At 69.1% G+C, this 24,895-nt stretch carries 26 protein-coding genes; 15 read left to right on the forward strand and 11 right to left on the reverse strand.

The annotated features are described in order from the left end of the window. Positions 1–13 precede the first annotated feature (13 nt). Positions 14–547: an NAD(P)H-dependent oxidoreductase gene (locus ACIA8G_RS12565; protein ID WP_396418497.1), complete on the forward strand. Its 534-nt coding sequence runs from the start codon at positions 14–16 to the stop codon at positions 545–547. 4 nt (positions 548–551) lie between these two features. On the opposite strand, the gene ACIA8G_RS12570 is transcribed toward ACIA8G_RS12565, so the two are convergent. Beyond that, complete coding sequence (locus ACIA8G_RS12570; RefSeq protein ID WP_396418498.1) at positions 552–1,157, reverse strand: TetR/AcrR family transcriptional regulator; 606 nt, start codon at positions 1,155–1,157, stop codon at positions 552–554. 10 nt (positions 1,158–1,167) lie between these two features. After that, positions 1,168–1,911 carry a dienelactone hydrolase family protein gene (locus ACIA8G_RS12575; protein ID WP_396418499.1) on the reverse strand — a complete coding sequence of 248 codons (744 nt, stop codon included), beginning with the start codon at positions 1,909–1,911 and terminating at the stop codon, positions 1,168–1,170. Positions 1,912–2,085: 174 nt separating this feature from the next. Here ACIA8G_RS12575 and ACIA8G_RS12580 point away from each other — a divergent pair, with 174 nt between their 5' ends. From ACIA8G_RS12580 to ACIA8G_RS12590, 3 genes are read left to right on the forward strand one after another with little or no spacing between them, the layout of a single operon-like run. Then, positions 2,086–2,511 (forward strand): hypothetical protein, encoded by a 426-nt coding sequence (locus ACIA8G_RS12580; protein ID WP_396418500.1) that lies wholly within the window; start codon positions 2,086–2,088, stop codon positions 2,509–2,511. A gap of 11 nt (positions 2,512–2,522) precedes the next feature. Then, a complete protein-coding gene (locus tag ACIA8G_RS12585; RefSeq protein ID WP_396418501.1) occupies positions 2,523–2,972 on the forward strand; it encodes an acyl-CoA thioesterase in 450 nt (149 codons plus the stop codon). Next, positions 2,969–4,069: a zinc-binding dehydrogenase gene (locus ACIA8G_RS12590; RefSeq protein WP_396418502.1), complete on the forward strand. Its 1,101-nt coding sequence runs from the start codon at positions 2,969–2,971 to the stop codon at positions 4,067–4,069. Before ACIA8G_RS12585 ends, ACIA8G_RS12590 begins: the two co-directional genes overlap by 4 nt. Positions 4,070–4,072: 3 nt before the next feature. Here ACIA8G_RS12590 and ACIA8G_RS12595 read toward each other — a convergent pair whose 3' ends face one another. From ACIA8G_RS12595 to ACIA8G_RS12610, 4 genes are all read right to left on the reverse strand, one after another. Next, entirely contained in the window at positions 4,073–4,903 is an 831-nt protein-coding gene (locus ACIA8G_RS12595; protein WP_396418503.1) for a toll/interleukin-1 receptor domain-containing protein, read from the reverse strand. Positions 4,904–4,968: 65 nt separating this feature from the next. Beyond that, on the reverse strand, positions 4,969–6,048 hold the full coding sequence (locus tag ACIA8G_RS12600) for a SagB/ThcOx family dehydrogenase (protein WP_396418504.1): 1,080 nt from the start codon (positions 6,046–6,048) through the stop codon (positions 4,969–4,971). Between the two features lie 137 nt (positions 6,049–6,185). After that, positions 6,186–7,001 (reverse strand): class I SAM-dependent DNA methyltransferase, encoded by an 816-nt coding sequence (locus ACIA8G_RS12605; protein ID WP_396418505.1) that lies wholly within the window; start codon positions 6,999–7,001, stop codon positions 6,186–6,188. 268 nt (positions 7,002–7,269) lie between these two features. After that, the gene (locus tag ACIA8G_RS12610) at positions 7,270–8,664 is read right to left on the reverse strand and encodes an alpha-amylase family protein (RefSeq protein WP_396418506.1); all 1,395 of its coding nucleotides are present in this window, start codon (positions 8,662–8,664) and stop codon (positions 7,270–7,272) included. Between the two features lie 324 nt (positions 8,665–8,988). Here ACIA8G_RS12610 and ACIA8G_RS12615 point away from each other — a divergent pair, with 324 nt between their 5' ends. Next, positions 8,989–9,840: a hypothetical protein gene (locus tag ACIA8G_RS12615; RefSeq protein WP_396418507.1), complete on the forward strand. Its 852-nt coding sequence runs from the start codon at positions 8,989–8,991 to the stop codon at positions 9,838–9,840. Here the strand turns inward: ACIA8G_RS12615 and ACIA8G_RS12620 are convergent. The 3 genes from ACIA8G_RS12620 to ACIA8G_RS12630 form a co-directional block, all read right to left on the reverse strand. Beyond that, positions 9,830–12,454, reverse strand: coding sequence for an NPCBM/NEW2 domain-containing protein (locus tag ACIA8G_RS12620; protein WP_396418508.1), 2,625 nt, complete (start codon positions 12,452–12,454; stop codon positions 9,830–9,832). The two genes, ACIA8G_RS12615 and ACIA8G_RS12620, sit on opposite strands and share 11 nt — an antisense overlap. An 89-nt stretch (positions 12,455–12,543) precedes the next feature. Then, positions 12,544–13,203, reverse strand: a complete 660-nt coding sequence (locus ACIA8G_RS12625; protein ID WP_396418509.1) for a response regulator — start codon at positions 13,201–13,203, stop codon at positions 12,544–12,546. Further along, positions 13,200–14,342 (reverse strand): sensor histidine kinase, encoded by a 1,143-nt coding sequence (locus tag ACIA8G_RS12630; RefSeq protein ID WP_396418510.1) that lies wholly within the window; start codon positions 14,340–14,342, stop codon positions 13,200–13,202. Before ACIA8G_RS12630 ends, ACIA8G_RS12625 begins: the two co-directional genes overlap by 4 nt. A 135-nt stretch (positions 14,343–14,477) precedes the next feature. Between ACIA8G_RS12630 and ACIA8G_RS12635 the strand changes: the two genes are divergently transcribed. The 10 genes from ACIA8G_RS12635 (at position 14,478) to ACIA8G_RS12680 (ending at position 22,581) form a co-directional block, all read left to right on the forward strand. Beyond that, positions 14,478–15,815 carry a hypothetical protein gene (locus ACIA8G_RS12635; RefSeq protein ID WP_396418511.1) on the forward strand — a complete coding sequence of 446 codons (1,338 nt, stop codon included), beginning with the start codon at positions 14,478–14,480 and terminating at the stop codon, positions 15,813–15,815. Beyond that, entirely contained in the window at positions 15,812–16,195 is a 384-nt protein-coding gene (locus tag ACIA8G_RS12640) for a FixH family protein (RefSeq protein ID WP_396418512.1), read from the forward strand. Before ACIA8G_RS12635 ends, ACIA8G_RS12640 begins: the two co-directional genes overlap by 4 nt. Before the next feature lie 16 nt (positions 16,196–16,211). Next, positions 16,212–17,303: a hypothetical protein gene (locus ACIA8G_RS12645; protein WP_396418513.1), complete on the forward strand. Its 1,092-nt coding sequence runs from the start codon at positions 16,212–16,214 to the stop codon at positions 17,301–17,303. Next, positions 17,296–17,817 carry a hypothetical protein gene (locus ACIA8G_RS12650; protein ID WP_396418514.1) on the forward strand — a complete coding sequence of 174 codons (522 nt, stop codon included), beginning with the start codon at positions 17,296–17,298 and terminating at the stop codon, positions 17,815–17,817. Before ACIA8G_RS12645 ends, ACIA8G_RS12650 begins: the two co-directional genes overlap by 8 nt. A 97-nt stretch (positions 17,818–17,914) precedes the next feature. Continuing rightward, on the forward strand, positions 17,915–18,544 hold the full coding sequence (locus ACIA8G_RS12655) for a glyoxalase (protein ID WP_396418515.1): 630 nt from the start codon (positions 17,915–17,917) through the stop codon (positions 18,542–18,544). A gap of 26 nt (positions 18,545–18,570) precedes the next feature. After that, on the forward strand, positions 18,571–19,386 hold the full coding sequence (locus tag ACIA8G_RS12660; RefSeq protein ID WP_396418516.1) for a pentapeptide repeat-containing protein: 816 nt from the start codon (positions 18,571–18,573) through the stop codon (positions 19,384–19,386). Between the two features lie 61 nt (positions 19,387–19,447). Beyond that, complete coding sequence (locus ACIA8G_RS12665) at positions 19,448–19,822, forward strand: STAS domain-containing protein (protein WP_396418517.1); 375 nt, start codon at positions 19,448–19,450, stop codon at positions 19,820–19,822. A gap of 208 nt (positions 19,823–20,030) precedes the next feature. Beyond that, entirely contained in the window at positions 20,031–20,867 is an 837-nt protein-coding gene (locus ACIA8G_RS12670) for a thermonuclease family protein (RefSeq protein ID WP_396418518.1), read from the forward strand. Continuing rightward, complete coding sequence (locus ACIA8G_RS12675; RefSeq protein WP_396418519.1) at positions 20,857–21,369, forward strand: hypothetical protein; 513 nt, start codon at positions 20,857–20,859, stop codon at positions 21,367–21,369. Before ACIA8G_RS12670 ends, ACIA8G_RS12675 begins: the two co-directional genes overlap by 11 nt. A 66-nt stretch (positions 21,370–21,435) precedes the next feature. Beyond that, positions 21,436–22,581: a glycosyltransferase gene (locus ACIA8G_RS12680; protein ID WP_396418520.1), complete on the forward strand. Its 1,146-nt coding sequence runs from the start codon at positions 21,436–21,438 to the stop codon at positions 22,579–22,581. Position 22,582: 1 nt separating this feature from the next. Here the strand turns inward: ACIA8G_RS12680 and ACIA8G_RS12685 are convergent, their stop codons facing one another. Next, entirely contained in the window at positions 22,583–23,611 is a 1,029-nt protein-coding gene (locus ACIA8G_RS12685; RefSeq protein ID WP_396418521.1) for a fatty acid desaturase family protein, read from the reverse strand. After that, on the reverse strand, positions 23,608–24,792 hold the full coding sequence (locus tag ACIA8G_RS12690; protein ID WP_396418522.1) for an AI-2E family transporter: 1,185 nt from the start codon (positions 24,790–24,792) through the stop codon (positions 23,608–23,610). The genes ACIA8G_RS12685 and ACIA8G_RS12690 overlap by 4 nt, the downstream gene beginning before the upstream one ends. Positions 24,793–24,895 lie beyond the last annotated feature (103 nt).

The following is a 24,895-nucleotide window of genomic DNA, read 5'->3' on the forward strand; positions in this document are numbered from 1 at the left end:
ACGGTGGATGAAAATGACCTCGTTCCTCGTGGTGTCCGGCAGCCCGTCCGCCGTGTCGAAGACGGCACTTCTCGGCGATCTCGTTGCGAGCAGGCTGGGAGAGGCGCGGCACGTGCGGCTGCGCGACCTGCCTCCCGCCGCCCTGCTGGCGGCGGACGCGAGCGATCCCCAGGTGCGCGACGCGGTGGACGCCGTCGCAGCCGCTGATGCTGTCGTGCTGCTGACGCCGATCTACAAGGCCGGTGCCGCCGGACTGCTCAAGGTCTTCCTGGACCTGTTGCCGCAGAACGGGTTCGAGGGCAAGACGGTGCTGCCGATGGCCCTGTGCCGATCCATGGCCCACCTGCTGGCGCTGGACTACGGACTGCACCCCGTCCTGCAATCCATGGGATCCCAGCGAGTCCTGCGTTCTCTCGTACTCCTCGAAGAGCACCTGGAGATCGACCCGTCCGGTCGCGCCGGACTGGTGCCGGACGGCGAGTTGCGTCTCCTCGACGTGGTCGCCGAGCTCCGCGACGGGATCGTGCTGTCGTCCGCCCGCGTGTGAACCCTCAGCGGGCGAGGCTGCCGCCGAGCAGGGAAAGCCCGGTGGCCAGGGTGCCGGCGTCCACGTCCTCGACGATGTGGTGCATCACGATCAGCCCTTTCATCAACGAGAGCAGCGTCGCGGCCGCCGCACGGGTGTCGGCACCGGCGGGCAGGTGGCCCGCCTCGCACCAGCGGCGGGCCAGTGCGTCGATGAGGCCGAGGGTGTCGAGGTAGATCGCACGGGCCTGGGCCAGCAACCGCGGGTTGCGCAGGGCTTCGGCCCAGGCCTGCAACGCGATGCGGGTCATGTCGTAGTCCGGGTGGGTCGTCCGGCTGTGCAGTTCGCCGCTCAGCAGGATGAGCATCTCGGCGGGCGACGGGCACGGGTCCTGCTCGAGGATCGCGACGAAGACGCCGCGCACGCGGTTGAGACCCTCCTCGGTCGTCGCCGCGATGATCTCGTCCTTGCTGCGGAAGTAGCGGTAGACCGCGCTCGAGGACATGCCGGTCCCGGCGATCACGTCGTCCATGGACGTCGCGTGGAAGCCGTTGCGGGAGAAGCACTTCCAGGCACTGGTGAGGATGTGCTGCCGGCGCTCCGCACGGGTCTTGTCGCTGAGCCTGGGCATGGCGCCAACCTTAATCGCTCTCCGTGCGCGGTCCTCGCAGGTGCTCGCCGAAGAAGACGTCGATGCGCTTCCACGCGTCCGCCGCCGAGTCCGGTTCGTGGCCGAAGCCGGTGACGCGCACGAGCGTGCGCATCAGGCGTGAGCCGGGGTCGGCGTCGTTGAGGAAGGCGTGGCTCGCGGCCGGGTACTCCTTGACGTCGTGCGGGATCCCGGCCTTCGTCAACGCCGTCTCCAGCTTCGCGGCAGCGCCACGCAGCGTGAGGTCGCGCCGGCCGAAACTGCCGACGATCGGGCACGCGCCCGCCAGCGCCTCGTCGAGATCCTTCGGCAGCTGGCCGTAGTTGACGGCGGCGGCGTCGTACCCGGCTCGGGCGCTGAGCAGCGCGAACCCTCCGCCCATGCAGAAGCCGATTGAGCCGACCTTGCCGGTGCACTGATCGGACTCGGCCAGATACCGGCGGGCCACGTCGATGTCGGTGAACGCGCGGCCGCTGCCCTTCAGCATCGCTCGCATGGTCGACACCAGGCACCGGCGTGCGCCGCCCTCGCTGTAGAGGTCTACGGCGAGGGTCAGGTAGCCGAGGTCCGCCAGCCGGTCGGCATGGCGGCGCATCATGTCGTCCAGGCCGAAGACCTCGTGGATCAGCACCACGCCTGGCCAGGGTCCGTCGCCTGGTGGGGTGGCGAGGTAGCCGCGCAGTGAGGGGGATCCGCCGTGTTTCGCGGCGAGTCCGGACAGGTCCAGGTCGGCCATCGTGTCCCCTTAAACGCAAACGATCGGTCTCGTTTGACGGTACCGCAGATTAGGCATAGCGCAACCGATCGTTTTCGTTTACGGCCAGTTCTTCGGGCTCTGACCGGTCGCAGGGAGCAACCGCGAGCCCGGCCGGACGTCGAACAGACCATGACCGTTCGGGGGAGGCCGCCAGTGAAACGTCGAGTGTGGGCGGGCGTCATCGCAGTGACCGCGGTCGTGGCGGGGGTCGTCGTGGGCGGAGTGGCGTGGCGCGCTCCGGCCACAGCCGACGTCACGGAGATCCTCGCGGTCCACCCGGACGGCACCGTGGAGTGGGTCGACGCCGAGATCCGGCCGGCGGAGGTCAACAACTCCGACGTCCACACCCTGCCAGGGGCCGAGCACCGGCACGAGTCGAAGCTCGCGGGCAACGCCGTGATCCGCACGGCGCTGGGCTGCAGCCCGCCACACCGGCTCGAACTGGCCGGGAACGGGCTCGGCGCGATCGAGTGCGGCCGGGACGAGTTCCTGGCGATGGAGTCCCTGCCGTACGCGCCGCGCCTGGTGTTCAACCGCGACGGGGAGATCATCGAACTCCTGGGGCGCTACCACCCGTGAGGTAGCGGTCTATGGTCGAGCAAGGCTCGATTGACCATGGAGGGTTCGTGCGCGACGACTACCGGCACTGGCAGCGGATTCCGACCCGGTGGGCGGACAACGACGTCTACGGGCACGTGAACAACGTCGTCCACTACGCGTTCATGGACACCGTGATCAACACGTGGCTGATCGGCGCCGGGCTGGACATCCACGACGGCGCGGAGATCGGCCTGTGCGTGGAGTCCCACTGCAACTACCGCGCCGCCGTGGCGTTCCCGGACGCGCTGGACGCGGGGCTGCGTATCGGGCATCTCGGCAGGTCGAGCGTGCGCTACGAGGTCGGGTTCCACTTCGAGGGACGCGACGACGTGGTCGCGGAAGGCCACTTCGTGCACGTGTTCGTCGACAGGGCGACGCGCAAACCGGTCGAGATCCCCGCGCACCTGCGCACGGCGATGGAAGGCCTGGTGGTCGCGTGAAGACGCGGGGCGCGGTGCTGACCGGCGTCGGCGGGCCGTTGGAGATCGTCGACCTCGAACTGGACCCGCCCGGTCCTGGTGAGCTGCTGGTCCGAGTGCACGCCACCGGGCTGTGCCACTCCGACCTGTCCGTGATCGACGGCTCCCGCCTGCGGCCGCTGCCCATGGTGCTCGGGCACGAGGCGGCGGGCGAGGTCGTCGAGGTGGGGCCGAACGCCGAGTTCGCGCCGGGCGACCACGTCGTGCTCTCGTTCGTTCCCGCGTGCGGTGCCTGCCGTCGTTGTGTGTCCGGCCGGCAGGCGTTGTGCGAGCCGGGGGCCGCTGCGAACCGCGACGGCACGTTGCTCGGTGGGCAGCGCCGGTGGACGCTGCCGGACGGCACGCGGCCGCACCACCACCTCGGTGTGTCCGGTTTCGCCGAGTACACCGTGATCTCCGGCAAGTCGGCCACTCTCGTGCCGGCGGACCTGCCGTTCGACATCGCCGCGCTGTTCGGGTGCGCCGTCCTGACCGGTGCGGGTGCGGCGTTCTACAGCGCGAACGTCGTGCCGGGGGACAAGGTCGCGGTGTTCGGCCTCGGCGGTGTCGGCCTGGCAGCGGTGCTCGCGGCGGTCGCGGCGGGCGCTACCCAGGTCGTCGCGGTGGACGTCGTCGAGCACAAGCGGCAGCTCGCGCTGACGCTCGGCGCGACGCACGAGGTCGCGGGCGGGCCGGACGTCGTCGCCCACGTGCGGGAGCTGACCGGCGGTGGCGCGGACAAGGTCATCGACACGACCGGGGTCGCCGCGGTGCTCGAACAGGCTTACGCCGCAACGGGTGTCGGCGGCACAACGGTGACGGTCGGGCTGCCGCACCCGGACCGGACCGTCACGCTGCCCGCGCTGAACCTGGTCGCCGAGGAACGCACGCTCAAGGGCAGCTACCTGGGGTCGTGCGTGCCGCGCCGGGACGTGCCGCGGTTCGTCGACCTGTACCGGGCCGGCCGGTTGCCGGTCGAGGGGCTGTTGTCCGGGCGGTTGCGGCTGGACGAGATCAACGACGGGTTCGCGAGGCTCGCGTCCGGGGAGGCCGTGCGGCAGGTCGTCGTCATGGCGTGAGCGTCAACTGCACTGCAGGTAGCCCAAAGCGTCGTAGTAGCACTGCGGCGTACTGGGCACGAGCAGCCAGATCAGCAGGATGAGCGCGATGAAGGCTCCGCCGACCCAGGCGAGCACCTTCACGGCCGTGGGAATCTGCCCTCGGGCCGGAGGTGGAGCCGCGGCGAACTGCGGTGGCGGGTGCACGGCCGGACCGAGCGCCAGGTACTCGTGTGCCCGGCGCGAGGCCATTTCGTAGAGATCGGTGCGGCGGCTGAACATCTCCAGCAGGTCCCGGGCCGCCCGGCGCTCCTCGGAGTCCTCGGCCCGTGCCCCGCGGCCCAGCATCTCCACGATGTCCCGCTGCTCGTCCATGGTCAACGCCGGCCGGTTCAGCCGATCGCGCAGACCGTTCAAGTACGACAGCGGAACGGGTGGGGCGGGCGGAAGCGGGTGCGGTAGCGGCCGGGCCGGCCGGATCGTCGCCGCCGCTTTGGCGAAGGCGTACGCCGCCGCCTCGCCAGGCTGCACGTAGTCGACGATCTGCAACGGCGCGAGCTCGGTCGGCAGCACGTGGTGCGGCACCGGGGCCACCATGACCGGCACCAGGTGCTTGCCCAGCAAAGTCGCGTACTGCCGTTCGAGCAGACATGCCTGCGACGCCAGGAAAGATGGCGATACCAGCAGCAACATCGCGTCGCTGTCGCGGATTCGGCTGAGGATCTCGTCCCACCAGGCCTGACCGCCGTGCAGGCCTGAGTCGGACCACGGGCTGTGCCCCAGATCCAGCAGCCGCTGCTTCAGATGCTCCGCCTGCGGACGGTCTTCCTGAGCGTATGAGATGAATACCCGCACGATGCCTCCTGCGCACGTGACACCCGGGTATCTGCCCCTCCTCGAGGATTGTTACGACGGCCTTGTCACCGGAAAGCCGCGAGCCCCGCCGGGACGGTGTCGGACTCCCCGCCCGGCACGCCGGCGCCCAGCACGTAGAGGGGGACAGCGGTCACCCCGTCCAGGCCGAGGCGTTCCGTGAGCGCCATGTCGTCGAAGGCGCCGGTCTGGAACGGCCCGACGCCCAGCGCGGTCGCCACCAGCGCGAAGGTCTGGCCGAGATGGCCCGCGTTGAGCAGGCACACCCGGTAGGCGCGCGGGTTGCGGTACTTCACCATCATCCGTTCCATGCGCGCTACGAGCACGACGACGAACGCGGCCCCGTCGACCCATTCCTGGCCACCGCACAACTTGCCGAGATCGGTGCAGCCCTCGGCGAGCAGCTCCAGCGAGTGTTCGCGGGCGTTGTAGTGGAACCATCCCGGCGCGAGTCCCGCGACGGACCGGGCACCCACGTAGGCGTCGATCTCCTGCCTCGCACCGCCCTGGGGGCTGGTGCGGCGGTAGAGCGCCCCGAAACCGCCGCCGTCGATGTAGTCCACCGGGCCGAACGTCTTGGCGAGCAAGGTGGCCAGCGATGTCAGCGGCACTCGCGCCGTGGCGAACCGGCGGTGGGTGCGTCGCGCGTACAGGGCCTCGACGAGCGCGATGTCGAGATGGCTGTGCGGACGGGGGAGAAGCACGCGGTCCGCGGCCGGATAGCTGGTGAACAGCGGCGGCCGTCCGTCCACGACCAGGTCGATCCGGTCCTGGTCGCCCGCCTGCTCGAACACGTCGTGCCGCGTGCCGTAGTGGAAGAACGGCGCCTCTGGCGACCACGATTCCCACTGCCGTGCCACGTGTTCGTCCTGTGCGGCATCCGGGCTGCCTTCCGGCAGCAGCAGGCCGTTCTTCGCGAGCACGTCGACCGCTTGCGCCACGGTCTCCGGGGTGTAGGCGGGCAGGAGTCTCGCGGCGTCCTCCGCGGTGCGCCACTCGCCGAACGCGTCCAGCACCTCCGCGGTCATGGACGGCAGCGACACGGGGGAGCCGTGCAGGTAGGGATGTGCGACGAACTCGTCGCCGAGCCAGTAGCAGACCAGGCAGTGAGTGCGACGGAGACGCATTGTCGTGTCCTCTGTGGAGGGTGGGACGGCGCCCGGCACACTGCGTGCCGGGCGCCGAGGGACGGGTTACCAGGCCCAGTTCCAGAACCGGCGAGCCCGCACGATCGGCTTCGCCGTGATCGTGATCTCACGCATCTTCACCACACCTCCTTTCCCATCGGGGAGTGTTGGCCGTCATGCGGCCCGGACATCTGTGCGCGCGCGACGATCAGCCGCTTGCGGTCGGTCTTCTCGTCGCTGCCGTTCGTGAGGCCGCGGACGGTGAGGCCGTGGTCGGCGACCTGCACGAGGCCCGCCTGCAGGAGCAGCTCCTCCACGCGTGCCGGCGGGAAGTAGGCCCACGAGTGCACGACCGACATGCGTGTCCAGCGCTCCTGGTCGTCCGGGAGGAAGTGGTCGACGCGCAGATCGGCGCCGCGCTCGGACGAACTGCCGCGCTGCAGCACCAGCATGTCGTCGTACTCGTCGATGGCCCGCACGGTGCCGATGCGCTCGTAGAAGCCAGAAGTGTTGAGGTCGAAGACGAACAGTCCGTCCGGCGCGAGAATCTCCGCCACGCTCTCGAACGCGTCCAGCAGCTCGGTCTCGTCGGCCAGATAGTTCAGCGGCTCGCCGAACGTGACGGCGACGTCGAACTCGCCGAGACCCTCCGGCAGTCGCCGAAGATCACCGGTGACGTACCGGATGCCCTCGCTGCCGGGCTTCAGCCTGGCGACGCGCAGCATCTCCGGCGAAAGGTCGACGCCCGTCACGTCGAAGCCGTGCGCGGCCAGTCGCACCGAGGCCTTGCCGGTGCCGCAGCCCAGGTCCGCGAGCCGTCCCGCGGTGACCCCGTGCTCCTGCAGCAGGCGGAGGTAGAGGCTCACCCAGCGGCCGTAGTCGTCGGCTTCGGTGACTTGGTCGTAGAAGGCGGCTGTCCGGTCATAGGTCTCACGGACGGATTCAACGGCCAAGGGGGCAACCTCAATTCGCGATGTTATTCGGCGCATTCCGGACTCAGTGCGTTTGAATGGATGAAGATCTGATGAAAGGCTATGCCCGGTTTGCCCTTATCGGGGTGGATGTGTTCGAAAGGGCAGCGCTCTATGTGCGTAGTGGCGCCGAGCCACGTGAGGTCGAAAACCGAAATGAGACAGGCGGTTGTTCAGCGGGACCGGAATAGACCTGGGCCGGCCGCCCACCTCGTGGTGGACGGCCGGCCCAGGTCTCAGGCGTGTGGTCTCAGCCGCGCGCGTTGACGTGCAGCGCGAGCGCGGTACCGGCACCAAGAGTGGCGGTGAACCGGCCGGAGGAGTCGACGGTGACGCGCGTGCATCCGCTGTTCTGCACGTCGCAGTACACCCCGGCGGGCAACGCCGTCTGGAACGTGCGGCTCACCGGGAAGGTCTCGCGGTTGATCGCGACGAAGCCCTTGCTGCCGCGGCCGAACGCGATGGTGTCGTAGCCGTTGTCCCACCAGTTGTTCACGTCGGTGCCCGCGACGGTGTTGCGGAAAGCGACCATGTTCGCGATCTGCGTCCAGGTGTGCTGGCACTTCCAGCCGCTGAAACAAACGGAGTTGCCGGGCGGACCGGCGTCCTTGTCGGTGAACTCGTAGCCCGAATACACCTGCGGCGCACCGTAGTTCCACGCGAGCATGAACACGTTGGCCAGCGTGTAGGTGGAACCGTCCTTGTAGGTCAACGTGGAACCGTTGCGCTCGGTGTCCCAGTTGTCCACGAACGGCCGCGCCTGACCACTCGGCAGGAAGCCCCACGACTGCCCGAACGTGCGCAGGTAGGCGAGGTTCTCGTTCTGGAAGATCCGCTTGAGGTCGTAGGCGTAGCGGAACTCGTCGACGTCACCGGAGCCGGTGTACTCGCCGGGCTGCACCGCCTCGCCCGCGCCGTAGATCACCTCGTGCACCCAGAAGACGTTGGGGTTGCTGAGCTTTCCCTTGATGGCGGCGAGATCGCCGGCCGCGATGTGCTTGGCCGCGTCGACTCGGAACCCGTCGACGCCCATCCCGATCAGCCGGTTGAGGTACCCGGCGATCGCTCCGCGCACGTACTCGCTGCCGGTGTCCAGATCGGACAGACCGACGAGCTCGCAGTTCTGCACGTTGTAGCGGTCCTGGTAGTTGTTGATCGGCGAGCGGCAGGGGTGGAAGTCCCAGTCGCTGTAGTAGCCGGGGTAGTTGTACTTGGAGTACCCGGATCCGCCGGTCCCGGTGCCGGATCCGGCGCTCATGTGGTTGATCACCGCGTCGGCGATGACCTTGACCCCCGCGTTGTGGCAGGTGGTGACCATGTTCCGGAAGGCCGTCTCGTCACCGAGGCGGCCGGCGATCCGGTAGCTGACGGGCTGGTAGCTGGTCCACCACTGCGGGCCCTGGACGTGCTCGGTGGCGGGGGAGACCTCCACGTACCCGTAGCCCCTGGGGCCCAGGACGTTGGTGCACTCCGCCGCCACGCGGGCGAACGGCCATTGGAACAGGGTGACGGTGACGTCCTTGGCGCCCGGTGGCGCCGCAACACCTTGCACCGGTGTGGACAGTCCGACGATCAGCAACACCGCGACGAGGGTGCGCGAAGCCGAGGAAACCACGTTGTCTCCTTGCTGCAGGGATTCACCCATGGTCGTAGCACCCTCGGGTGCGGTGGGCAAAGCGTTGCAAGAAGTTTCCGGTGCAATTCGGCCATGGGGCCGTATGGCCTAGCGCCTTGCATCATCCTTTCCAACGCACACGACCGCCGCGAGCAGGAGCAGCAGCACCTCGATCACCCGTGCCGACAGCAACGACGTCTCCACCATGATCTTCTTCCTCTCAGCCGAATCGTCCTGAATCCACGATGTCGGCCGCGATGCGTCCCGTCATCCTCCTGTTCAGATCCTCCTCGCCAGGTTCGTTGCCGGTGCCCTGGCCGTGTGCTGCAATGAAAGTGATCTCCAGGGGGTCCCGTGCACTTCAACGACGAAGTCGACTGGCCGGACGTGTTCGGGGAGCACATCTCCCGCTCCAGCCTCGCCGATCCGCGCAATCCAAGGCGATCCGCCTACGTCAGAACGATGGTGTTCCTCGAAGGCGGGCTCAGGGAGATCGACGACCAGCTGTCGGGCCGCAACACCCGCAGCCGCGACGAGCTCGCCGGCGCCAGGCTGACGCGAGGCATCGTCCTGCGCCGCGCCGCCGAGGTCGCCACCGAGCTGCCGCAGGCGATGCGCGTCGGCGAAGGCGCCTTCCGCGACCGCTGGCCAGGACGCGGCGGCATGGCGAACTTCTTCATGTGCCTGGTCAAGTACACCTGCACGGCGCCGCGCTGGGGCCTCTTCCTCGACTACGGGCCGCGCCGGGCCCTTGCCGAGCTGCCCAAGGTGCACGCGGGCGAACTCGAGCTCACCGATCTCATCTCGAAGATCGCGACGCACGATCTGCGGATGCGCATCCGGTTGGCGCGGTACTGGCTGTTCCAGCTCTCGTTGACGATCGACGCGAAGTGGCAGGCCGTGGCGATGCGGGCTTATCGCGAGATGCTCGAGGCGTATTCCACGCGGTGGGTGCCGGTGTACGAGGAAGGTTTGCGGGTGCTCGGGGTGCAGTTCCGGCCTGGGATCACGCCGCGGAGTCTCAGCATGATGGTGTCTGCGCAGACGTCTGGCTTCGCGCAGCACGTTGCGGGTGCTGGGGATGACACCAGGGAGAACCGCGATCTGTTCGTGGCGTCTGTTCAGTCGTTGATCTACGCCGCGCTCGACCCTGGGGACGGGCGCGGCGTCACGGAGGCGTTGCGCGGGATCCTGATCAGCAGGTGAGTCGCGCGTCCGCCCAATCAGCGTGGTCGTACCCGGCGCCATCCCCACCACCGGTAACCCGCAACTGAACCTGGGCAGCCCCGGTCAGATCAACGTCGACGGCCTGACCAGAACCACCCCCGGTCAGCAAAGGACTCTCGAACACCCGCCGCCCATCCGCCCAAACCTCGAAAACAACACTCCCCATCCCGCCAACCTCAGCATCCACCCCGACCACCGCGGTGAACCGAGAGCACCGCGATCCGAGGTGAAGCCCAACCGAGGACTCGGCGTGCACCCCGAGCCCCTTGGCATAAGCGGTAGAACCGATCATGAGCGGCCGACCGTCCCCGGCCCCCAACTCCCCGTTGCTCAGATCGAGTTCGACCGGCCCCCACCCGTTGCTCTGCGAGGTGAAGGTCAGATCACTGACCCAAGCCTGACCACGAGGCGGCACAGGCGGAGCCGCCACCGACACCGTCACGGCGTTGGACCGAACCCGTGACCCACCGATCGAAGCCCGTGCCGTGATGACAGCCCGCCCACGACCGACCCCGGTCACCACCCCACGACTGTCCACGGTGGCAACGGAAGGCGCCGAACTGGTGTAGCTCACGACCACCGGCGTGCTGGTGAGCTTGTCCGCGTTCAGCACGAGATCATCACCGGCGACGACGACCTCCGAAGCCGGCATGTTGGCCGTGTTGACGCGCCGGTTGAACCCGTCGTCATAGCGGTTGGACGCGAGCTTGATGGCAGAGCCGCCGTCGAAGGAGAACAGCGGCGCGTTGCCGGTCGAAGGTGGCGCATCGGTGGACAACTGAGCGGTGCCCCCGACGTACACCGGCTGATCCGGCTCGCTCAGGTGCAGGCCCGCGTAGTGCTGCACCCGGTTGGAGCGGAAGGTCAGATCACCCACGCTGCGACCGGAGATCACCGTGCCGGAGATGAGGTTGAAGGAGTTGTCCTCGATGAGGACGTTGCGGTGCACCGGTTCGCCGGCGACGACGTCCTGGTTGGTGGGATCGAAGGAGATCACCGGGCTGGCCGGGCGGTCGAAGACGTTGCGGCGGATGACGACGTCCCTGACGGGGCCGGACTCGTACCAGGAGCGGGCGTCGGAGGAGATGTAGATGCTGGACATGGTCATGCCGTCGAAGCGGTTGTCCTCGATCAGCACAGGCTTGCGCGTCGTGACGAGGATGCCCCGGGTCGGGACCGCCGAGAAGGTGTTGCCCTTGATCACGACGGACGGCGTGTAAGTCACGTTCTCGGCGGCGAAGTCGCCGGGAGCGGCGATGACCGGGTCGGGCAGTTGCTTGTCGACCACGACGGTCATGGTGCGCAGGTACGTTGCCGGGTCGGCGCCGGGCGGCACGCTTCGGCCGGTCGGGCCGTCCACCGACACCACGGTGGCCGTCGTGCCGGGCACCGGCAGCATGGTGCGCTTGCTGACCAGTTCGACGGTGTCGCCGGGGTAGAACTGCGGAAAGCCCGAAGTCTGGTTGTGCCTGTACTCCAGCCGCAGCTGGCGCGCGGAAGCGCCGGTCACCTGGAGGTAGGTGCCGTGGACGTTGATCGGGTCGTCCTGCGGGTTGTCGAAGACGCAGTTCGTGATGCGCACGGTGCCTTTGACGCCGGACATCTGGATGTGGTCGGCGAAGCTCGACGTGACGCGGCCGGTGCTGCGGTCGGTCTTGAACTCCACCGAGTCGATGGTGACGTCCTCGCTGAACTGGCCCACCAGGCCGAAGCCGTGGAGGTAGCCGAGCTTCAGGTGGTCGACGGAGATCCTTGCCGACTCCCAGAAAAGGGCGGCCGGAGTGTCCCTTGTGTCCTCCCGCATCACGTAGACGTAGCCGTGGTCCGTTGGCGCCACGCCGTTGCGGTAGACGATCTCCAGCCGGCGGCCGCCCAGGTCGGTGATCCTGGCGACGTTCTCGAAGACCGGGTTCGAGGTGCGCCAGGTCTTGTTGGACGCCGGGTCGTGCACCTGCGCGTAGTTGAAGGAGTTCGTGCCGGTCCAGTACGGCTGCCCGGTCGCCGGGCTCCGCTCGCCGGACCACCGGACCGAGGTGCCCTCGATGGCGTAGTTGTAGGTCGGTGGCACCGAGATGACGCGGTAGGCGCGGCCGTCTCTGACCCCGGTGCCGGTCACCCTGATGTCGACCGTCTTCGGGGCGACCCAGTCCTGCTTGAAGTTGGTGAACCGCACGTCGGTGGAGCGGATCGCGGCGAACACGGTCTGGAACCCGTGGTTGAGGATCGTCGCGCCGCCGCCGTCGACCACGACGTCGTGCATGTCCTCGAGCAGGATGCCGATGTTCTTGGTCTTCCACGTCTGGTCGGCGCCGATGGTGTTGGTGACGTAGAGCTCCCGTTTCGGGGCGCGCTCGGGGTAGATCTGGTAGGTGCCGGGGGCGAAGTGCAGGGTCGTGGGCCGGTTGAGGCGCTTCGCGTGCGCGATGGCCGCGGCGATCCCGGCCGCCGAGTCCGACCTGCCGGAGCGGTCCGCGCCGAAGTCCGTGACCTCGACGGTCGTGCGTCTGGGGTGATCGGCCGAGGCAAGGCCGGTGGGGGTCAAGCACATCGCCGCCACGGCGCACACGGCGACAACAGAGGAACTTGCCTTCATGGCATCCCTATCCGAGTACTGCGCCCGTCGAGCAAGATAGAGCAGCACTCATCAGAAGGACAAGGGAAGCAACAAAAGACAACAGTGGATCAGCGGCGCGTCTGGACCAGTCCGTTGATGTGCGCGTAGGCGACGGCGTGCACCCGATCACGCAGCCCCAGCTTGGCCAGCACGCGGGACACGTGGGTTTTGACGGTCTCGTCCCCGACGTGCAGCCTGGCCGCGATCTCGGCGTTGCTGTACGCCTCCGCGACCAGGTGGAGGACCTCTCGTTCGCGCGCGGTGAGCAGTGCCAGCTCCGGTGGCGTCGAGGGCGGGGCGAGGCTGACGGCGAAGCGGGCGATCAACCGTTGCGTCACCGACGGGTCGATCAGCGCGTCACCGCGGGCGGCCACGCGGACCGCGGAGATCAGCTCCTCGGGCGGCAGGGACTTCAGCAGGAAGCCGCTCGCCCCGGCGTTGAGCGCCCGGTAGATGTACTCGTCGGTGTCGTAGGTCGTCAGCAGCAGGACCTTGGTGCGGTTCGCCGGGTCGGACAGGATCATCTCCGTCGCGCCGAGGCCGTCCAGTTTGGGCATCCTGATGTCGAGCACGGCCACGTCCGGGCGCAGCCTCGCGACCTCGGCCACGGCGGCCCGGCCGTCGCCGACCTCCGCCACGCATCGGAGATCGGGCTGCGTGTCGAAGATCGCGCGCATGCCGGACCGCAGCATCGCGTGGTCGTCGGCGAGCAGCACCGTCAACGTCATGACGCCTCCAGGGGGAACGCGACGACGGTCCGCCAGGTCCGCCCGTCCGGGTCGAGGCCGGAGTGGGTCGTCCCGGCGAACATGCCCGCGCGGTTGCGGATGCCGACCAGGCCGCGGCGCACCGAACTGGAGTGGCCGTTGCCGGATCCCGCGCTGTTCTCCGCGGCGATGGTGAACGAGTCCGGCGCGTACTCCAGCGTCACCGTCACGCCGGACGAGTCGCCGTGCCGCAGGGCGTTCGTCAGCATCTCCTGGATGATCCGGTAGACGGTGACGTCCAACGACTCCGGCACGTCGCGCTGCTGGCCACGGACCTGCAGGCGCGCGGGCGTGCCGGCCGCGCGCACGTTGTCGAACAGCTCGTCGAGGTTGTCCAGCCCCGGCTGCCGCGCGCCCTCGGACTTGTCGCCGTGCAGCAGGTCGAGCAGGTGGCGCAGGTCGACCATGGCCGCACGGCTGGCGGTCTCGACCGACCGCAGCGAGCCGGCCAGGCCGTTGTTGCCGTTGCCGGCGGGCAGGCCAAGCCGGGCCGCGCCCGCGTGCATGCCGATCGCGCTCACGTGGTGCGCGATCACGTCGTGCAGGTCGCGGGCGATCGCGCTGCGCTCCTCGGTGATCGCCTTGGTGACCGCGGCCTTCTCGTCGCGCTTCTCGAGCTCCGAGCGCTTCTCCAGCTCGGCGAGATAGGCGCGGCGGGCCGTGGTGTACCGGCCGACGAGCCACGGCAGCACCGCGATCTTCGCCACCACGAGCAGTGCTCGCGCCGGGTCCGCGCCCATCGAGAACGCGCAGCCGAACGCGCTCGCCGCAAGCACTCCCAGCGACGCGTACGCCGGTGTGCCGCGCAACCAGGCGCCTGCGCGGTATCCGGCGATCAGCATGCCGGCCTCGTTGCCGTGGATCCGGTCGCCCATGGTGACCAGGATGATCACCGGGACCGCGGCCTGCGCCACCGCGACCCAGCCGGACAACCTGGCGGGACCGGCCAGCATCGCGTTCACCGTCAAGGTCATCGCGAGCAGGACGGCGGTGCGCACCGGCGGGCCGGGGGAGAGCACGATGAAACCGCCGTCGGCGACCATGCACACGGCCGCGACCAACCACGACTGGTGCTTCAGGGGCAGCTTGATCCGGTCCATTGCCTGAGATCTTGCCCCATCGCGGCCCTGAGGACGTCCCGCTTCGCAGGGGTCGGAAATCCCCCGTGCGGGGGACCCGGTTTCCGCCGCGGCAGTGACGCTTTCGGCCCACCATGATCGATACGTTCGGTCGCGATGAAACGAAGTGTTGCGATCTTGCTGCTGGCGCTGGGGGCGATCCTGGGGATCGCGGCCCCGGCGCTCGCCGACGGCGCCCAGGTGGGCGGAGACATCCACGTGGCGCAGAGCATCGGCGACCGCGAGCTCACGGTGATCATCCGGCGGGTCGCGGAGGTGCCCGGTCCGTTGCACGTCGACCTGGTGACGCACGCGGGTTCGCCGCCGGGTGAGATCACGCTGACCCTGCGGGCCGCGGGCGCCCCGACGAGCATCACCAAGGTCGTTCTCGGTGCTGATCCCGGTTTCTACCCAGGTCTTGTGCACGTGGACCGGCCCGGTCCGTGGGAGCTGGCGGTCGATGAGGCGACCATTCCGTTCGTCGTTCCGGCGAAGGTCGCGTCGCCGTGGGAGAACGCGACTTACGGCGGGTTCATCGCGGCCGGCGTGCTGCTGTTGATGGCGCTGTCGTTCGCGGTGTTCGGGAAGCCGGGGCTCGCGCTCGTGCCGACCGCGGGCATGGTCGCCGCGGTGGCCGTCGGGGTGACGGCGGCGTTGCTGGCACCGAGCATTCCACCGGTCGCGGCTCCGGGCACCCAGCTGGATCCGACCTACGACAACGTCAACGACCCCTACCAGCGAACGTCCATAGTGGACTTATCGCGGCCGCCGGTGAACCTGGTGCCGGGCATGAACGGCAACGACCTCGTGCTGAGCCTGACCGACGGGTCCTCGGGACGGCCGGTGGACGACCTGATGGTGCACGACAGCGCGTTCATCCACCTCGTGGTCGTGTCCCCGTCCGGGAACCTGCGCCACCTGCACCCGATCCGCACGGCTCCCGGCGAGTACCGCGCCCGGCTGCAGGCGCCGGAACAGGGCGCGCACGCGATCGCGGCGGAGATCGCCCGGCGTGGCGGGGGAGTGCAGCTGCTGCGGTCGAGCATCGAGGTCTCCGGCGCCGCGGCCACCCCGCCGAACGACGGAAAGGGCGAGCTCGCAACGGAAATCCGCGAGCCGGGACGGCCGAGCACGATCACCGCGAAGTTCGGCGAGCGGGATCTGCAACCGTGGCTGGGCATGCTCGGCCACATGATCGTCGTCGGCCCGGTCTCCGGCGGTGTGGTGAACGCGCCGATCTGGGCGCACGTGCACTCGATGATCCCGCCGACGCCGGGCATGCCCGACCAGCCCGACGAGAGCGTCGCCGCGTACGGGCCGGACGTGCCGTTCACCTACTCGTTCCCGTTGCCGGGCCGCTACCTCGTGTGGATCCAGGTCGAACGGGACTACTCGATCGTCACGGTGCCCACCGTCGTCGAAGTCCCGGCGGGGAAGGGGGTGTCCGCGAAGTGAAGCGTCCTGTGCTGATCGTCCTGGTCGGGGTCGTCGCGGTGCTGGCGGCGCTGGTGGTCCTGTGGCCACGCGGTGTCGAGGCGCAGCCGCACCTCGCGGAAAGCGACCAGTACCGCTTCGTGCTCACACCTGCGAGCACGAAGTCCGGCAGCAACTCGTTCGACCTGCGGATCACCGACCGCACCGGCAACGCCGCGCACGGCGAGGTGACGATCGAACCGGCGATGCCGCAGATGGGCCACGCGCTCGCCCCGATCACCGCGGCGCCGGTCGAACCCGGCCACTACCGGGCCGGTATCGACCTGCTCATGGCCGGTCAATGGGAAATCACCGTGTCACACAGCAACGAGCGGGTCGTCATACCGCTCTTGCTCACCTAGAGGGGGAGGAAGAAAAGTGGACATCACGGCAGTCGCGTCGCCCGCCAGGACGGTCCCGCGGGGGTTGGTCCCGGCGGGTCTCGTGCTCGGCGGCACCGTCATCTCGCTCATCGGCCTGACGTGGGACATCCAGTGGCACAGCGATGTCGGGCCGGACACGTTCTTCACGATGCCGCACCTGTTCCTGTACGCGGGCAGCGCCATCTCGGGTCTGGCCAGCCTGGTCGTCGTGCTGATGACGACCGCGAACACCAAGCGCGACAAGACCGTCGACCCGATCGTCGGCGGCCGCGCGGTCGGTGTCTTCGGCCGCACCTTCGCCGCTCCGGTGGGCTACCTGGTCTCCGGCATCGGCGCGGCCCTGTTCCTCGTCTACGGTCTGTGGGACCAGTGGTGGCACGGGTTGTACGGCTTCGACGCCGTGATCGACTCGCCGCCGCACATCGGGCTCCTGCTGTCGATCTCGATCACCATGGTCGGCGCGGTCATGATCTTCGCGGTGGCGCGTGACCAGCGCTGGGGCATCTGGGGCGTGGTCGGGTCCGCCGCGGTGCTGCTCGTCTTCAGCATGGTGAACGTGCTCGGCCTGCGTGCACTGCCCGGTGGCATCGTCAGCACGGTCAACGTGGGCATGGGGTTCTTCTCCGTGATGATCCTCTTCACAGGCGCCTACGCGGTGAGCCGGCGAGGCGGTTTTCTCGCCGTCGCGCTGACGGTCGCGGCGCTGCAGGCCGTGTTCTGGTGGTTCTCGCCGTGGGCGACCAGGGTCTACGCGGACGCCAGCGGTCTGCCGCTGCGCGACTACACCGACGGCATCCCGGGACTGCCCAACCTGATCCCGATGAGCCTGATCATCGTCGCGGTGGCCGCGGAACTGCTGCGCAGGCTGCCCGCCTGGATCCCGGGCGCGCTGGGTGGCGCGATCATCGCGGCTTTCGTCCCCGTGCAGCGCATCATCGTGGGAACCGGCGGTTTCCCGAACCTGGACAGGTACGTGGCCACCATCGTGGCCGCCGCCGCGTTCGGCGCCCTCGCCGGAATGCTCGGCCGGCGGTTCGGTCAGATCCTGCGCCACCTCGCACCCGCAAAGGAAGACCGCCATGCGTAAGACGTTGCTGGGACTGCTGGGCACGGTCGCCCTGCTGCTGGGGCTCGCCGCCCCGTCGCTGGCCTTCGAGCCGGTGAACGTCGTCCACACCGAGAAAGTGCAGGCGGGGCCGTACAACCTGACCGTGGGCTTCAGCACCTGGCCGCTCAAAGCCATGCAGTCGCTGGACTTCACGTTCGCGCCGGAGGACGGGATCGCGGGCAAGCAGGGCACGCTGACCATGCTCTGGGGCGCCGAGGACATGGGCGACGGTCCGCTGGCGCGCCATCCCCGCAAGCGCGAGGTCTGGGGCCTGGACATCCACGCCATGGAAGCGCCGGGGACGTGGACCCTGCGGTTCGACATCGACGGCGCGGCCGGCCCTGGCACCGGCGAGCTGAAGAACCTCCAGGTGATGGAGCAGCCCGGCCCGCCGATGGGGTTGTCCTGGGCCATCAGCACCATTCCGCTGTTCGGCCTGATCGTGCTCATCGTGATCGCGTGGCGGCGGACCAAGGGCACCGCGACTCCGTGAACACCGCCCCCGGTGCCGGGCCGGCCCGGCACCGGGGGCGCAGACCGGTCAGGAATCGAGAAGCACCGGTAGCGGGGCCACGCCTAGCGTTGCCGGCATGACCTCAATCGACGCGATCACCCTCGAGGTGGCCGACCTCGCGGCCGCCGAACGCTTCTACGCCAACGCTTTCGGGCTCGGCGACCGGCTGCGGCTGCGCGCCGCGCAGGAACCGGCCACCGGCTTCCGCGGCTTCACCCTGTCCCTCACGGTGTCCCAGCCCGCCGACGTCAACGTGCTGTTCGACGCCGCGGTCGGCGCCGGTGCGACGGTCCTCAAGCCCGCCGCCAAGTCGATGTGGGGCTACGGCGGCGTCGTGCAGGCCCCGGACGGCACCATCTGGAAGATCGCGACCTCGGCGAAGAAGGACACCGGCCCGGCCACCGGGCAGATCGACACCATCGTGCTCCTGCTCGGCGCCACCGACGTGGGCGCGAGCAAGCAGTGCTACCTCGACCACGGCTTCACCGTCGCGAAGAGCTTCGGCCGCATGTACGTCGAGTTCGCCTCGGCAGGTTCCATCAAGCTGGCGCTGTACCGGCGCCGCGCGCTCGCCAAGGACGCCGGAGTGTCCCCCGAGGGCACCGGCTCGCACCGGATCGCGGTCAGCGGTGCCGCCGAGCCGTTCACCGACCCGGACGGGTTCGCCTGGGAAGTGGCGAGTCTGAACTCGGCCGGAGCCCGGTAAGTGCCGCCTGCCGCACAATGAGCGGCATGGCAGACCCCGGACCAAAGCCGTTGACCACGCGGTCGATCGTGCTGGGCGGCCTCACCGTGCTGGCGGTCGGCGGCGTGATGCTGACCCTCCTGCTCACGCTCTACGGCGGCGGGTCGCCCCAGGACCAGGCCCACCTGGACGCCGTTCGCACGGCGGGCACGATCGTGGTGGGCACCGGGGGAGCGGTGGCGCTCCTGCTGGCCGCGCGCCGGCAACGGTCGGCCGAGCTGACGTTGAAGCACCAGCAGGAGATCGCGCGCCAGGCGGAGTACGACGCGATCGAACGTCGCATCACCGAGCTGTACACGAAGGCCGCGGATCAGTTGGGCAGCGACAAAGCGCCCGTGCGCCTGGCCGGCCTGTACGCGCTCGAACGGCTCGGCGTGGCCAACGCCGAGCAACGGCAGACGATCGTCAACGTCATCTGCGCCTACCTGCGCATGCCCTACGAGACCGACCGGGAGGAGGCGCAGGTGCGGGTCACCGCGCTGCGCATCCTGCACGCACACCGACGCGGTGACCAGAACTCGTGGAGCGTGTCGATCGATCTCGACGGCGCCAACCTGGCCGGGTCCCGGCTGCCGCGCTCGAAGTTCGCGTGGGCGAGCTTCGAGGGTGCCGACCTCAGCCGCGTCGACTTCACCGGCAGCGACCTCTCCGACAGCGACCTGACCTACGCGAAGCTCGTCGACGCGGACCTCACGGACGTGGACCTCAGCGGTGCCAGGCTCGACCACGCCGACGTGACCGGTGCCTTGCTCGACGGCGCTGTGTGGAACGAGGAAACGGTGTGGCCGGAGAAGCAGCAGTAGCGCGTCCCGCGTTCACACCTGAGTAGCGTGGTGCTGAACGAACTGATCGGGAGGCGTGCAGGTGAGCTCGGACGAGGGAATGGCCGCACTGAAGGTGGAGACCGAGCACCGCGCGGAAGCAGTGCTGTTGCGGGCCGCGGGTGAGGTCGATTCCTACACAGCCCCGGTGTTGCGCGAAAGCCTGGCAGCGGCGTTCACCGCTGCGGCCACCGCGGGTCTGCCGGTCGTGCTCGACCTGAGCGAGGTCGCGTTCTTCGCGTCGTCCGGGCTTTCCGTGCTGATCGAGTACCACCAGCTCGGTGGCGACCAGGACATCTCGCTGCGGCTGGTGTCGCCGTCGGGAAGTGTGCTGCGGGCGTTGCGGGCCACCACGCTGAACGAGGTGCTTGACCTGTACTACAGCCTGCCGGAAGCGATCAGCGGGCGACGTGGCTGAGCCCGTGTGCGGGAGCAATCACAGCACCTAGTTCTGTGAACGACGACGCAGAATTCGATTGAACCTTTTTCGTTCTTGACGGTGATGTCGTCAGGGATCACGCTGCCCAAAACAACTAATCATCCGCCTATTTGTATCACGGATTGTCCGAACCTCATCAAGTCGGGGAACGCCATTGCCGAGCACAGCCGAGTCCACCATTCACAAGATGTGTCCGGGGATTGTCCGCCGCTTCTGGTGGCGCACCAGCCAACCGGCGAGGCTCACGATCGCGTGTGTCGGTGTCGTCGCAGCGCTCGCCACCACCGGAGCGGCCGCCTTCAGCGGGGATGCGCTCCAGGACGACCGCGGGAACGCTGAACTCGACGCGGCAATGCATCGGGGCGATGCCGTCGAGGTGATCGTGCAGAAGGTGTCCGATGTGGACTCTTTCGAGGGAATGGAGTCCGCTACCGGCCTCTCCTTCCGCGCCCGTGTGGCGGGGGTGCGCGGAATCGCGGACTGCTGGGTGACGGAGTCACGTGATACCGCGCAGAACATGCTGCGCGGCAAGAACGTGAAGCTGACCGTCAGGAACGACGCCAGTTCCGTGGGCGATCGGATCGCGGTGGACGTGCGGCTGCCAGACGAAACCGATTACGCGCGGACCGTCGTGCAGCAAGGGGCGGCTGCCGCGGACCTGTCGGCCCGTGGCGAGCTCGCGACGGTCGAGTCCGCGGCCCGGCTGGAACGCCGAGGCCTGTGGGCGTCCGGCTGTGCTCCCGGCACGGTGACGGAGACGTCTTCCAGCGCTCCCTCGTCGCCTGCGCCGAGCTCGACGACCCCGACGACGACCACGCCGCCCACGACGGAGTCCTCCGCACCGCCGTCATCGTCCAAGCCGCACGTCACGTCCTCCACGCTGCCGCCCAGCGAGACGTTCGACGGCGCCAGGCTTGGCCGGCCGTGCCTGATCGAGGGTGCGCGGTGGAAGACCGAGGATGGCGGCGAGATGGTCTGCGCCCGCAACAGCAGGAACCAGCTGAGGTGGCGGCGTGCAGACTGAGGAACGCATCGATCTGTTCAGCAAACCGGCGAACGTCGACAGGGCACCGACCGTCGTCGACGGCAGTCCGCCGCGCGGCCTGACCTCGGGTGGCTGGGTGCGCACGACGGGATGGCTCCAGGTGGGCGACCACCCGGTGAGCTCGGCGCACCTCGCCGCGGTGGTGGGTCTGCTGTGGGCGGTGGTCGGGGCGGCCGCGCTGGTGGGCACGTATCCGGTCGCCGCCGGCGTCCTGGTGCTCACGGTTCCGGTGCTGTGCGGCGTGTCGTGGTCGGTGTTCACCGGGTTTCTGAGGCCCGCGTCCAGGGCGCGGAATGTTGGGACGCGATATGCGGACGAGCTGGCGCCGGGTGACGTCGTGCGGCTGCACGGTTCGATCGGGCCGATCGGTCAGGTGACCTCGGTGACGTCCGGTGAGGAGGTGCTGGTGGACTTTCACGGTGGTGAGCACCGGATGTGGGCTCCCAGCCAGGTGGTGCACGTGGCGGAGTTGCTCAGCTGACGCCGGCGCCAGCCGTGGCATGCTGAGCGCGGAGCGTCCGGCCGGTGTGCGGGGAGTCTGGTGGGTGTGCGCGTAGCCGTTGTCTCCGGGGGCGACCCGGGGCATGTCGTTCCGGCGATCGCGTTGTGCCTGAGGTTCACGGAGGCGGGTGACACCCCGGTCCTGTTCACCGGCGACCGGTGGGTCGACGCCGCCGCGAGCGAGGGGATCAGAGCCTCCCGCGTGCCCGGTCTGGCGCTGGCCGATCTGCGGGACGCGCAGGATCTCGGCGGGGCGCTGCACGACCAGGCCGCATTGCTGGCGTCGGCGCTCGCCCCTGCACTGGCTGCCCACGCGCCGGATCTGGTGGTGTGCGATGTCCTCGCGCTGGGCGCGAGCATGGCGGCGGAACTGCTCGGCGTGCCGTGGGCACAGCTGTCGCCCCACCCGCTGTACGAACCGTCGAGAGGGCTGCCGCCGATCGGGAGCGGGCTGGCCGTCGGCACCGGCGTGCGAGGCAGGCTGCGGGACTCGGTGCTGCGCACGATGACAGCGAGGTCCATCCGCCAGGGTGAGCGCCAACGCGCCGTGGTGCGGCAGCGCATCGGTCTGAGCGCACGGGGTGCGGGCCCAGCGGTGCGGCTGATCGCGACGTTGCCCGCGCTGGAGGTGCCGCGCCCGGACTGGCCGGGCAACGCGCACGTGGTCGGGCCGCTGCTGTGGGAAGCGAGCCGGCAGCGGATGAGCCCGCCACCGGGCGCCGATCCGCTGGTGATGGTCGCCCCGTCGACTGCGTGGACCGGCGCCACCGGCATGGCCGAGATGACGCTCACCGCGTTGCGGGACAGGGGAGTGCGGGCCGTGGTGTCGACGTTCGGACAGGCGCCGGCCGGACTGCCGGAGTGGGCGCGGTCGGGGCCGGGGCGGCAGGACGAGTTGCTGCGCGAGTCCTCGGTGCTGGTCTGCGGCGGTGGGCACGGCATGCTCGTCAAGGCGTTGCTGGCCGGGGTTCCCGTCGTGGTGGTGCCGGGGGCGGGTGACCAGTGGGAGATGGCGAACCGGGTGGCCCGGCAGGGCAGCGGGGTGATCGTCCGGCCGGCCACTGTGGACGGTCTGCGGGCGGCCGTGGACCAGGTGCTGGGCGACCCGCGTTTTGCTGCCGCCGCATCGGTTGCGGCGGCGACGGTGGCGGATGTGCGCGACCCCGTTGAGGTGTGCCGCGCCGCAGTCTGAGTCACCGCAGAGGCGCTCCGGCGTCGTGCAGGTGGCGCAGGACCTGGGCGTAGGAGCGCACCATCGTGGTCTTGCTGTACGGGATGCCGTGCCGCAGGCAGAAGTCCTCGACGACGGGCTGCGCGCGCCGCAGGTTGGGACGGGGCATGTGCGGGTAGAGGTGGTGCTCGATCTGGTGGTTGAGGCCACCGAGCAGGGCGTCGACCCACCGGCCGCCGGTCACGTTGCGCGAGGTGAGCACCTGCTTGTGGAGGTGGTCGAGGCGCTGCCCCTCGGCGATGATCGGCATTCCCTTGTGGTTCGGCGCGAACGAGCATCCCAGGTAGACACCCATCAGACCCTGGTGCACGGCGATGAACACGACGGCTTTCACGGGTGACAGCACGAGGAACACCGCGACCAGGTAGGCGGCGAGAGGCACGATCTGGAGCGCGGCCTCCCGCCACGGGTTGCGCAGTTCGTTGCGGCACAACGCGACGAGGCCGGCGATCCGCAGGACGGCCGCCTCCGCGAGCAGCAGCGGGAAGAACAGGAACGCCTGGTGCTTGGTGATCCAGCTGTACACGCCGCGCTTGTGGGCGGCCTGCGCGCGGCTGAACGCGAGGGCGTGGATCTCGATGTCCGGATCGTGGCCCTCGTGGTTGGGATTGGCGTGGTGGCGGTTGTGCTTGGCCACCCACCACTGGTAGCTGATGCCGGTCAGCCCGCCGTGCAGGTGCCCGACGAAGTTGTTGTTGCGGTGGGTGCGGAAGATCTGCCGATGCCCCGCGTCGTGCCCGATGAACGCGAGCTGGGTCGAGATCACGGCGAGGATGCCCGCCGTGAGCACCTGCCACCACGAATTGCCCAGCAGCACGAACGCCACCGCGATCGCGCCGAGCAACAACCCGTTGATCGTCATCCGCAGCAGGTAGTAGCCGCGCCGGCGGTTCAGCAGACCGGCTGCCTTGAGTTCTTTGGTCAGGCGGGCGAAGTCGCTGCCTTGTGGGCGGTCGTCCGTGTCGGTGCGGACGTTGGTCGTCGAGGTCATTGATCTGCTCCGGGTGAGTGGTCGCTCGCGGATTCGGTGTCCAGGCCGGGCTCGTCCGGTCCGGACTCCTCGGGTTCGCTGGTGCGCACGTCGGCGGGCGCCACGTGTTCGTCGGCCTCGCTGAGCAGCGAGCGGATCGCGGAGTTGAGCACCGCGAGCAGCGGAACCGCGAGCAGTGCGCCCGCGATCCCGGCGACGAGCACGCCGGAGGCGATGGCCAGCACCACCGCGAGCGGGTGCAGCTTCACCGCCCGTCCCAGCAGGAATGGTTGCAGGACATGGCTTTCGAGTTGGTTGACCGCGATGACGATGATCAGGACGATCGCCGCGGTCACGGGACCGTTCGCGACCAGCGCGATGAGGACCGCCACGCCACCCGCCACCACGGCACCGAAGATGGGGATGAACGCACCGATGAACACCAGTGCCGCCAGCGGAACCGCCAGGGGCACGCGCAGCACGGCCAGCCCGATGCCGATGCCCAGCGCGTCCACCACCGCGACCGCCCCGGTCGCGCGGACGTAGCTCACCAGCGCGGCGAGACTGCGCCGGCCCGCGACGTCCACCCGCCTGCGGGTGCCGTCGGGAACGATCCGGATGAGGAACTGCCAGATCCGCGGACCGTCGTAGAGGAAGAACGCGAGCGCGAACAGCACCAGCAGCATCTCGATCAGGGTCTCGCCGACCGTCGCGGCGGTGGTGAGGGCACCCGAGGTGATACCCGACTGGTTGTCCTGCAAGGTTTTCACGATCCGGTCGGCGAAGTCGCGCAGTTGCGTCTCGCTGAGCTGCAACGGACCGCTGACGAGCCAGCCGGACACCGTGTCGATGCTGCGCGCCAGCTGCGCCGCGAGTTCCGGCACACCGTTGATGAAGGTCATCACGACGAACGTGAGCATCCCGCCGAGCACGACGAGTCCGCCGACGAGCACGAGAACGGTGGCGAGACCTCGGGGAACCCGGCGCGCCATGAGAAAGCCGACGGCCGGAGCGAGCAACGCGGCCAGCAGCAACGCGATCGCGAGCGGGACGACGAGCGATGCCAGCCTGCCGAAGATGAAGCCGATGACGTAGAGCGCGGCCACCACGACGAGAAAGCGCCAACCCAGCGCCGCGCTGACGCGCAACACAGCCGGGACCGAACCCCGCGTGGGCGCGACGCCATCGCGGTCGATGCTCACAGCGTCTGTACCTCCGGTGTCGAGTACCGACGCCGGGGTCTGGGGTCATCGGGGGGGGGGGGCGTTCGCACGCCACCTTCCGGATTCCCCGCCACGCCGGCCA

Origin of the sequence: Lentzea sp. NPDC051213 (genome assembly GCF_044455585.1) — a bacterium.
GTDB lineage: Bacteria > Actinomycetota > Actinomycetes > Mycobacteriales > Pseudonocardiaceae > Lentzea.

Coding starts and splice junctions, on each gene's coding strand:
- ACIA8G_RS12650 (WP_396418514.1), top strand. CDS start 17,296: ATGCGTAAGACGTTGCTGGGACTGCTGGGCACGGTCGCCCTGCTGCTG.
- ACIA8G_RS12585 (WP_396418501.1), top strand. CDS start 2,523: ATGGTCGAGCAAGGCTCGATTGACCATGGAGGGTTCGTGCGCGACGAC.
- ACIA8G_RS12610 (WP_396418506.1), bottom strand. CDS start 8,664: ATGGGTGAATCCCTGCAGCAAGGAGACAACGTGGTTTCCTCGGCTTCG.
- ACIA8G_RS12660 (WP_396418516.1), top strand. CDS start 18,571: ATGGCAGACCCCGGACCAAAGCCGTTGACCACGCGGTCGATCGTGCTG.
- ACIA8G_RS12570 (WP_396418498.1), bottom strand. CDS start 1,157: ATGCCCAGGCTCAGCGACAAGACCCGTGCGGAGCGCCGGCAGCACATC.
- ACIA8G_RS12620 (WP_396418508.1), bottom strand. CDS start 12,454: ATGAAGGCAAGTTCCTCTGTTGTCGCCGTGTGCGCCGTGGCGGCGATG.
- ACIA8G_RS12600 (WP_396418504.1), bottom strand. CDS start 6,048: ATGCGTCTCCGTCGCACTCACTGCCTGGTCTGCTACTGGCTCGGCGAC.
- ACIA8G_RS12575 (WP_396418499.1), bottom strand. CDS start 1,911: ATGGCCGACCTGGACCTGTCCGGACTCGCCGCGAAACACGGCGGATCC.
- ACIA8G_RS12635 (WP_396418511.1), top strand. CDS start 14,478: ATGAAACGAAGTGTTGCGATCTTGCTGCTGGCGCTGGGGGCGATCCTG.
- ACIA8G_RS12565 (WP_396418497.1), top strand. CDS start 14: ATGACCTCGTTCCTCGTGGTGTCCGGCAGCCCGTCCGCCGTGTCGAAG.
- ACIA8G_RS12685 (WP_396418521.1), bottom strand. CDS start 23,611: ATGACCTCGACGACCAACGTCCGCACCGACACGGACGACCGCCCACAA.
- ACIA8G_RS12625 (WP_396418509.1), bottom strand. CDS start 13,203: ATGACGTTGACGGTGCTGCTCGCCGACGACCACGCGATGCTGCGGTCC.
- ACIA8G_RS12630 (WP_396418510.1), bottom strand. CDS start 14,342: ATGGACCGGATCAAGCTGCCCCTGAAGCACCAGTCGTGGTTGGTCGCG.
- ACIA8G_RS12655 (WP_396418515.1), top strand. CDS start 17,915: ATGACCTCAATCGACGCGATCACCCTCGAGGTGGCCGACCTCGCGGCC.
- ACIA8G_RS12670 (WP_396418518.1), top strand. CDS start 20,031: ATGTGTCCGGGGATTGTCCGCCGCTTCTGGTGGCGCACCAGCCAACCG.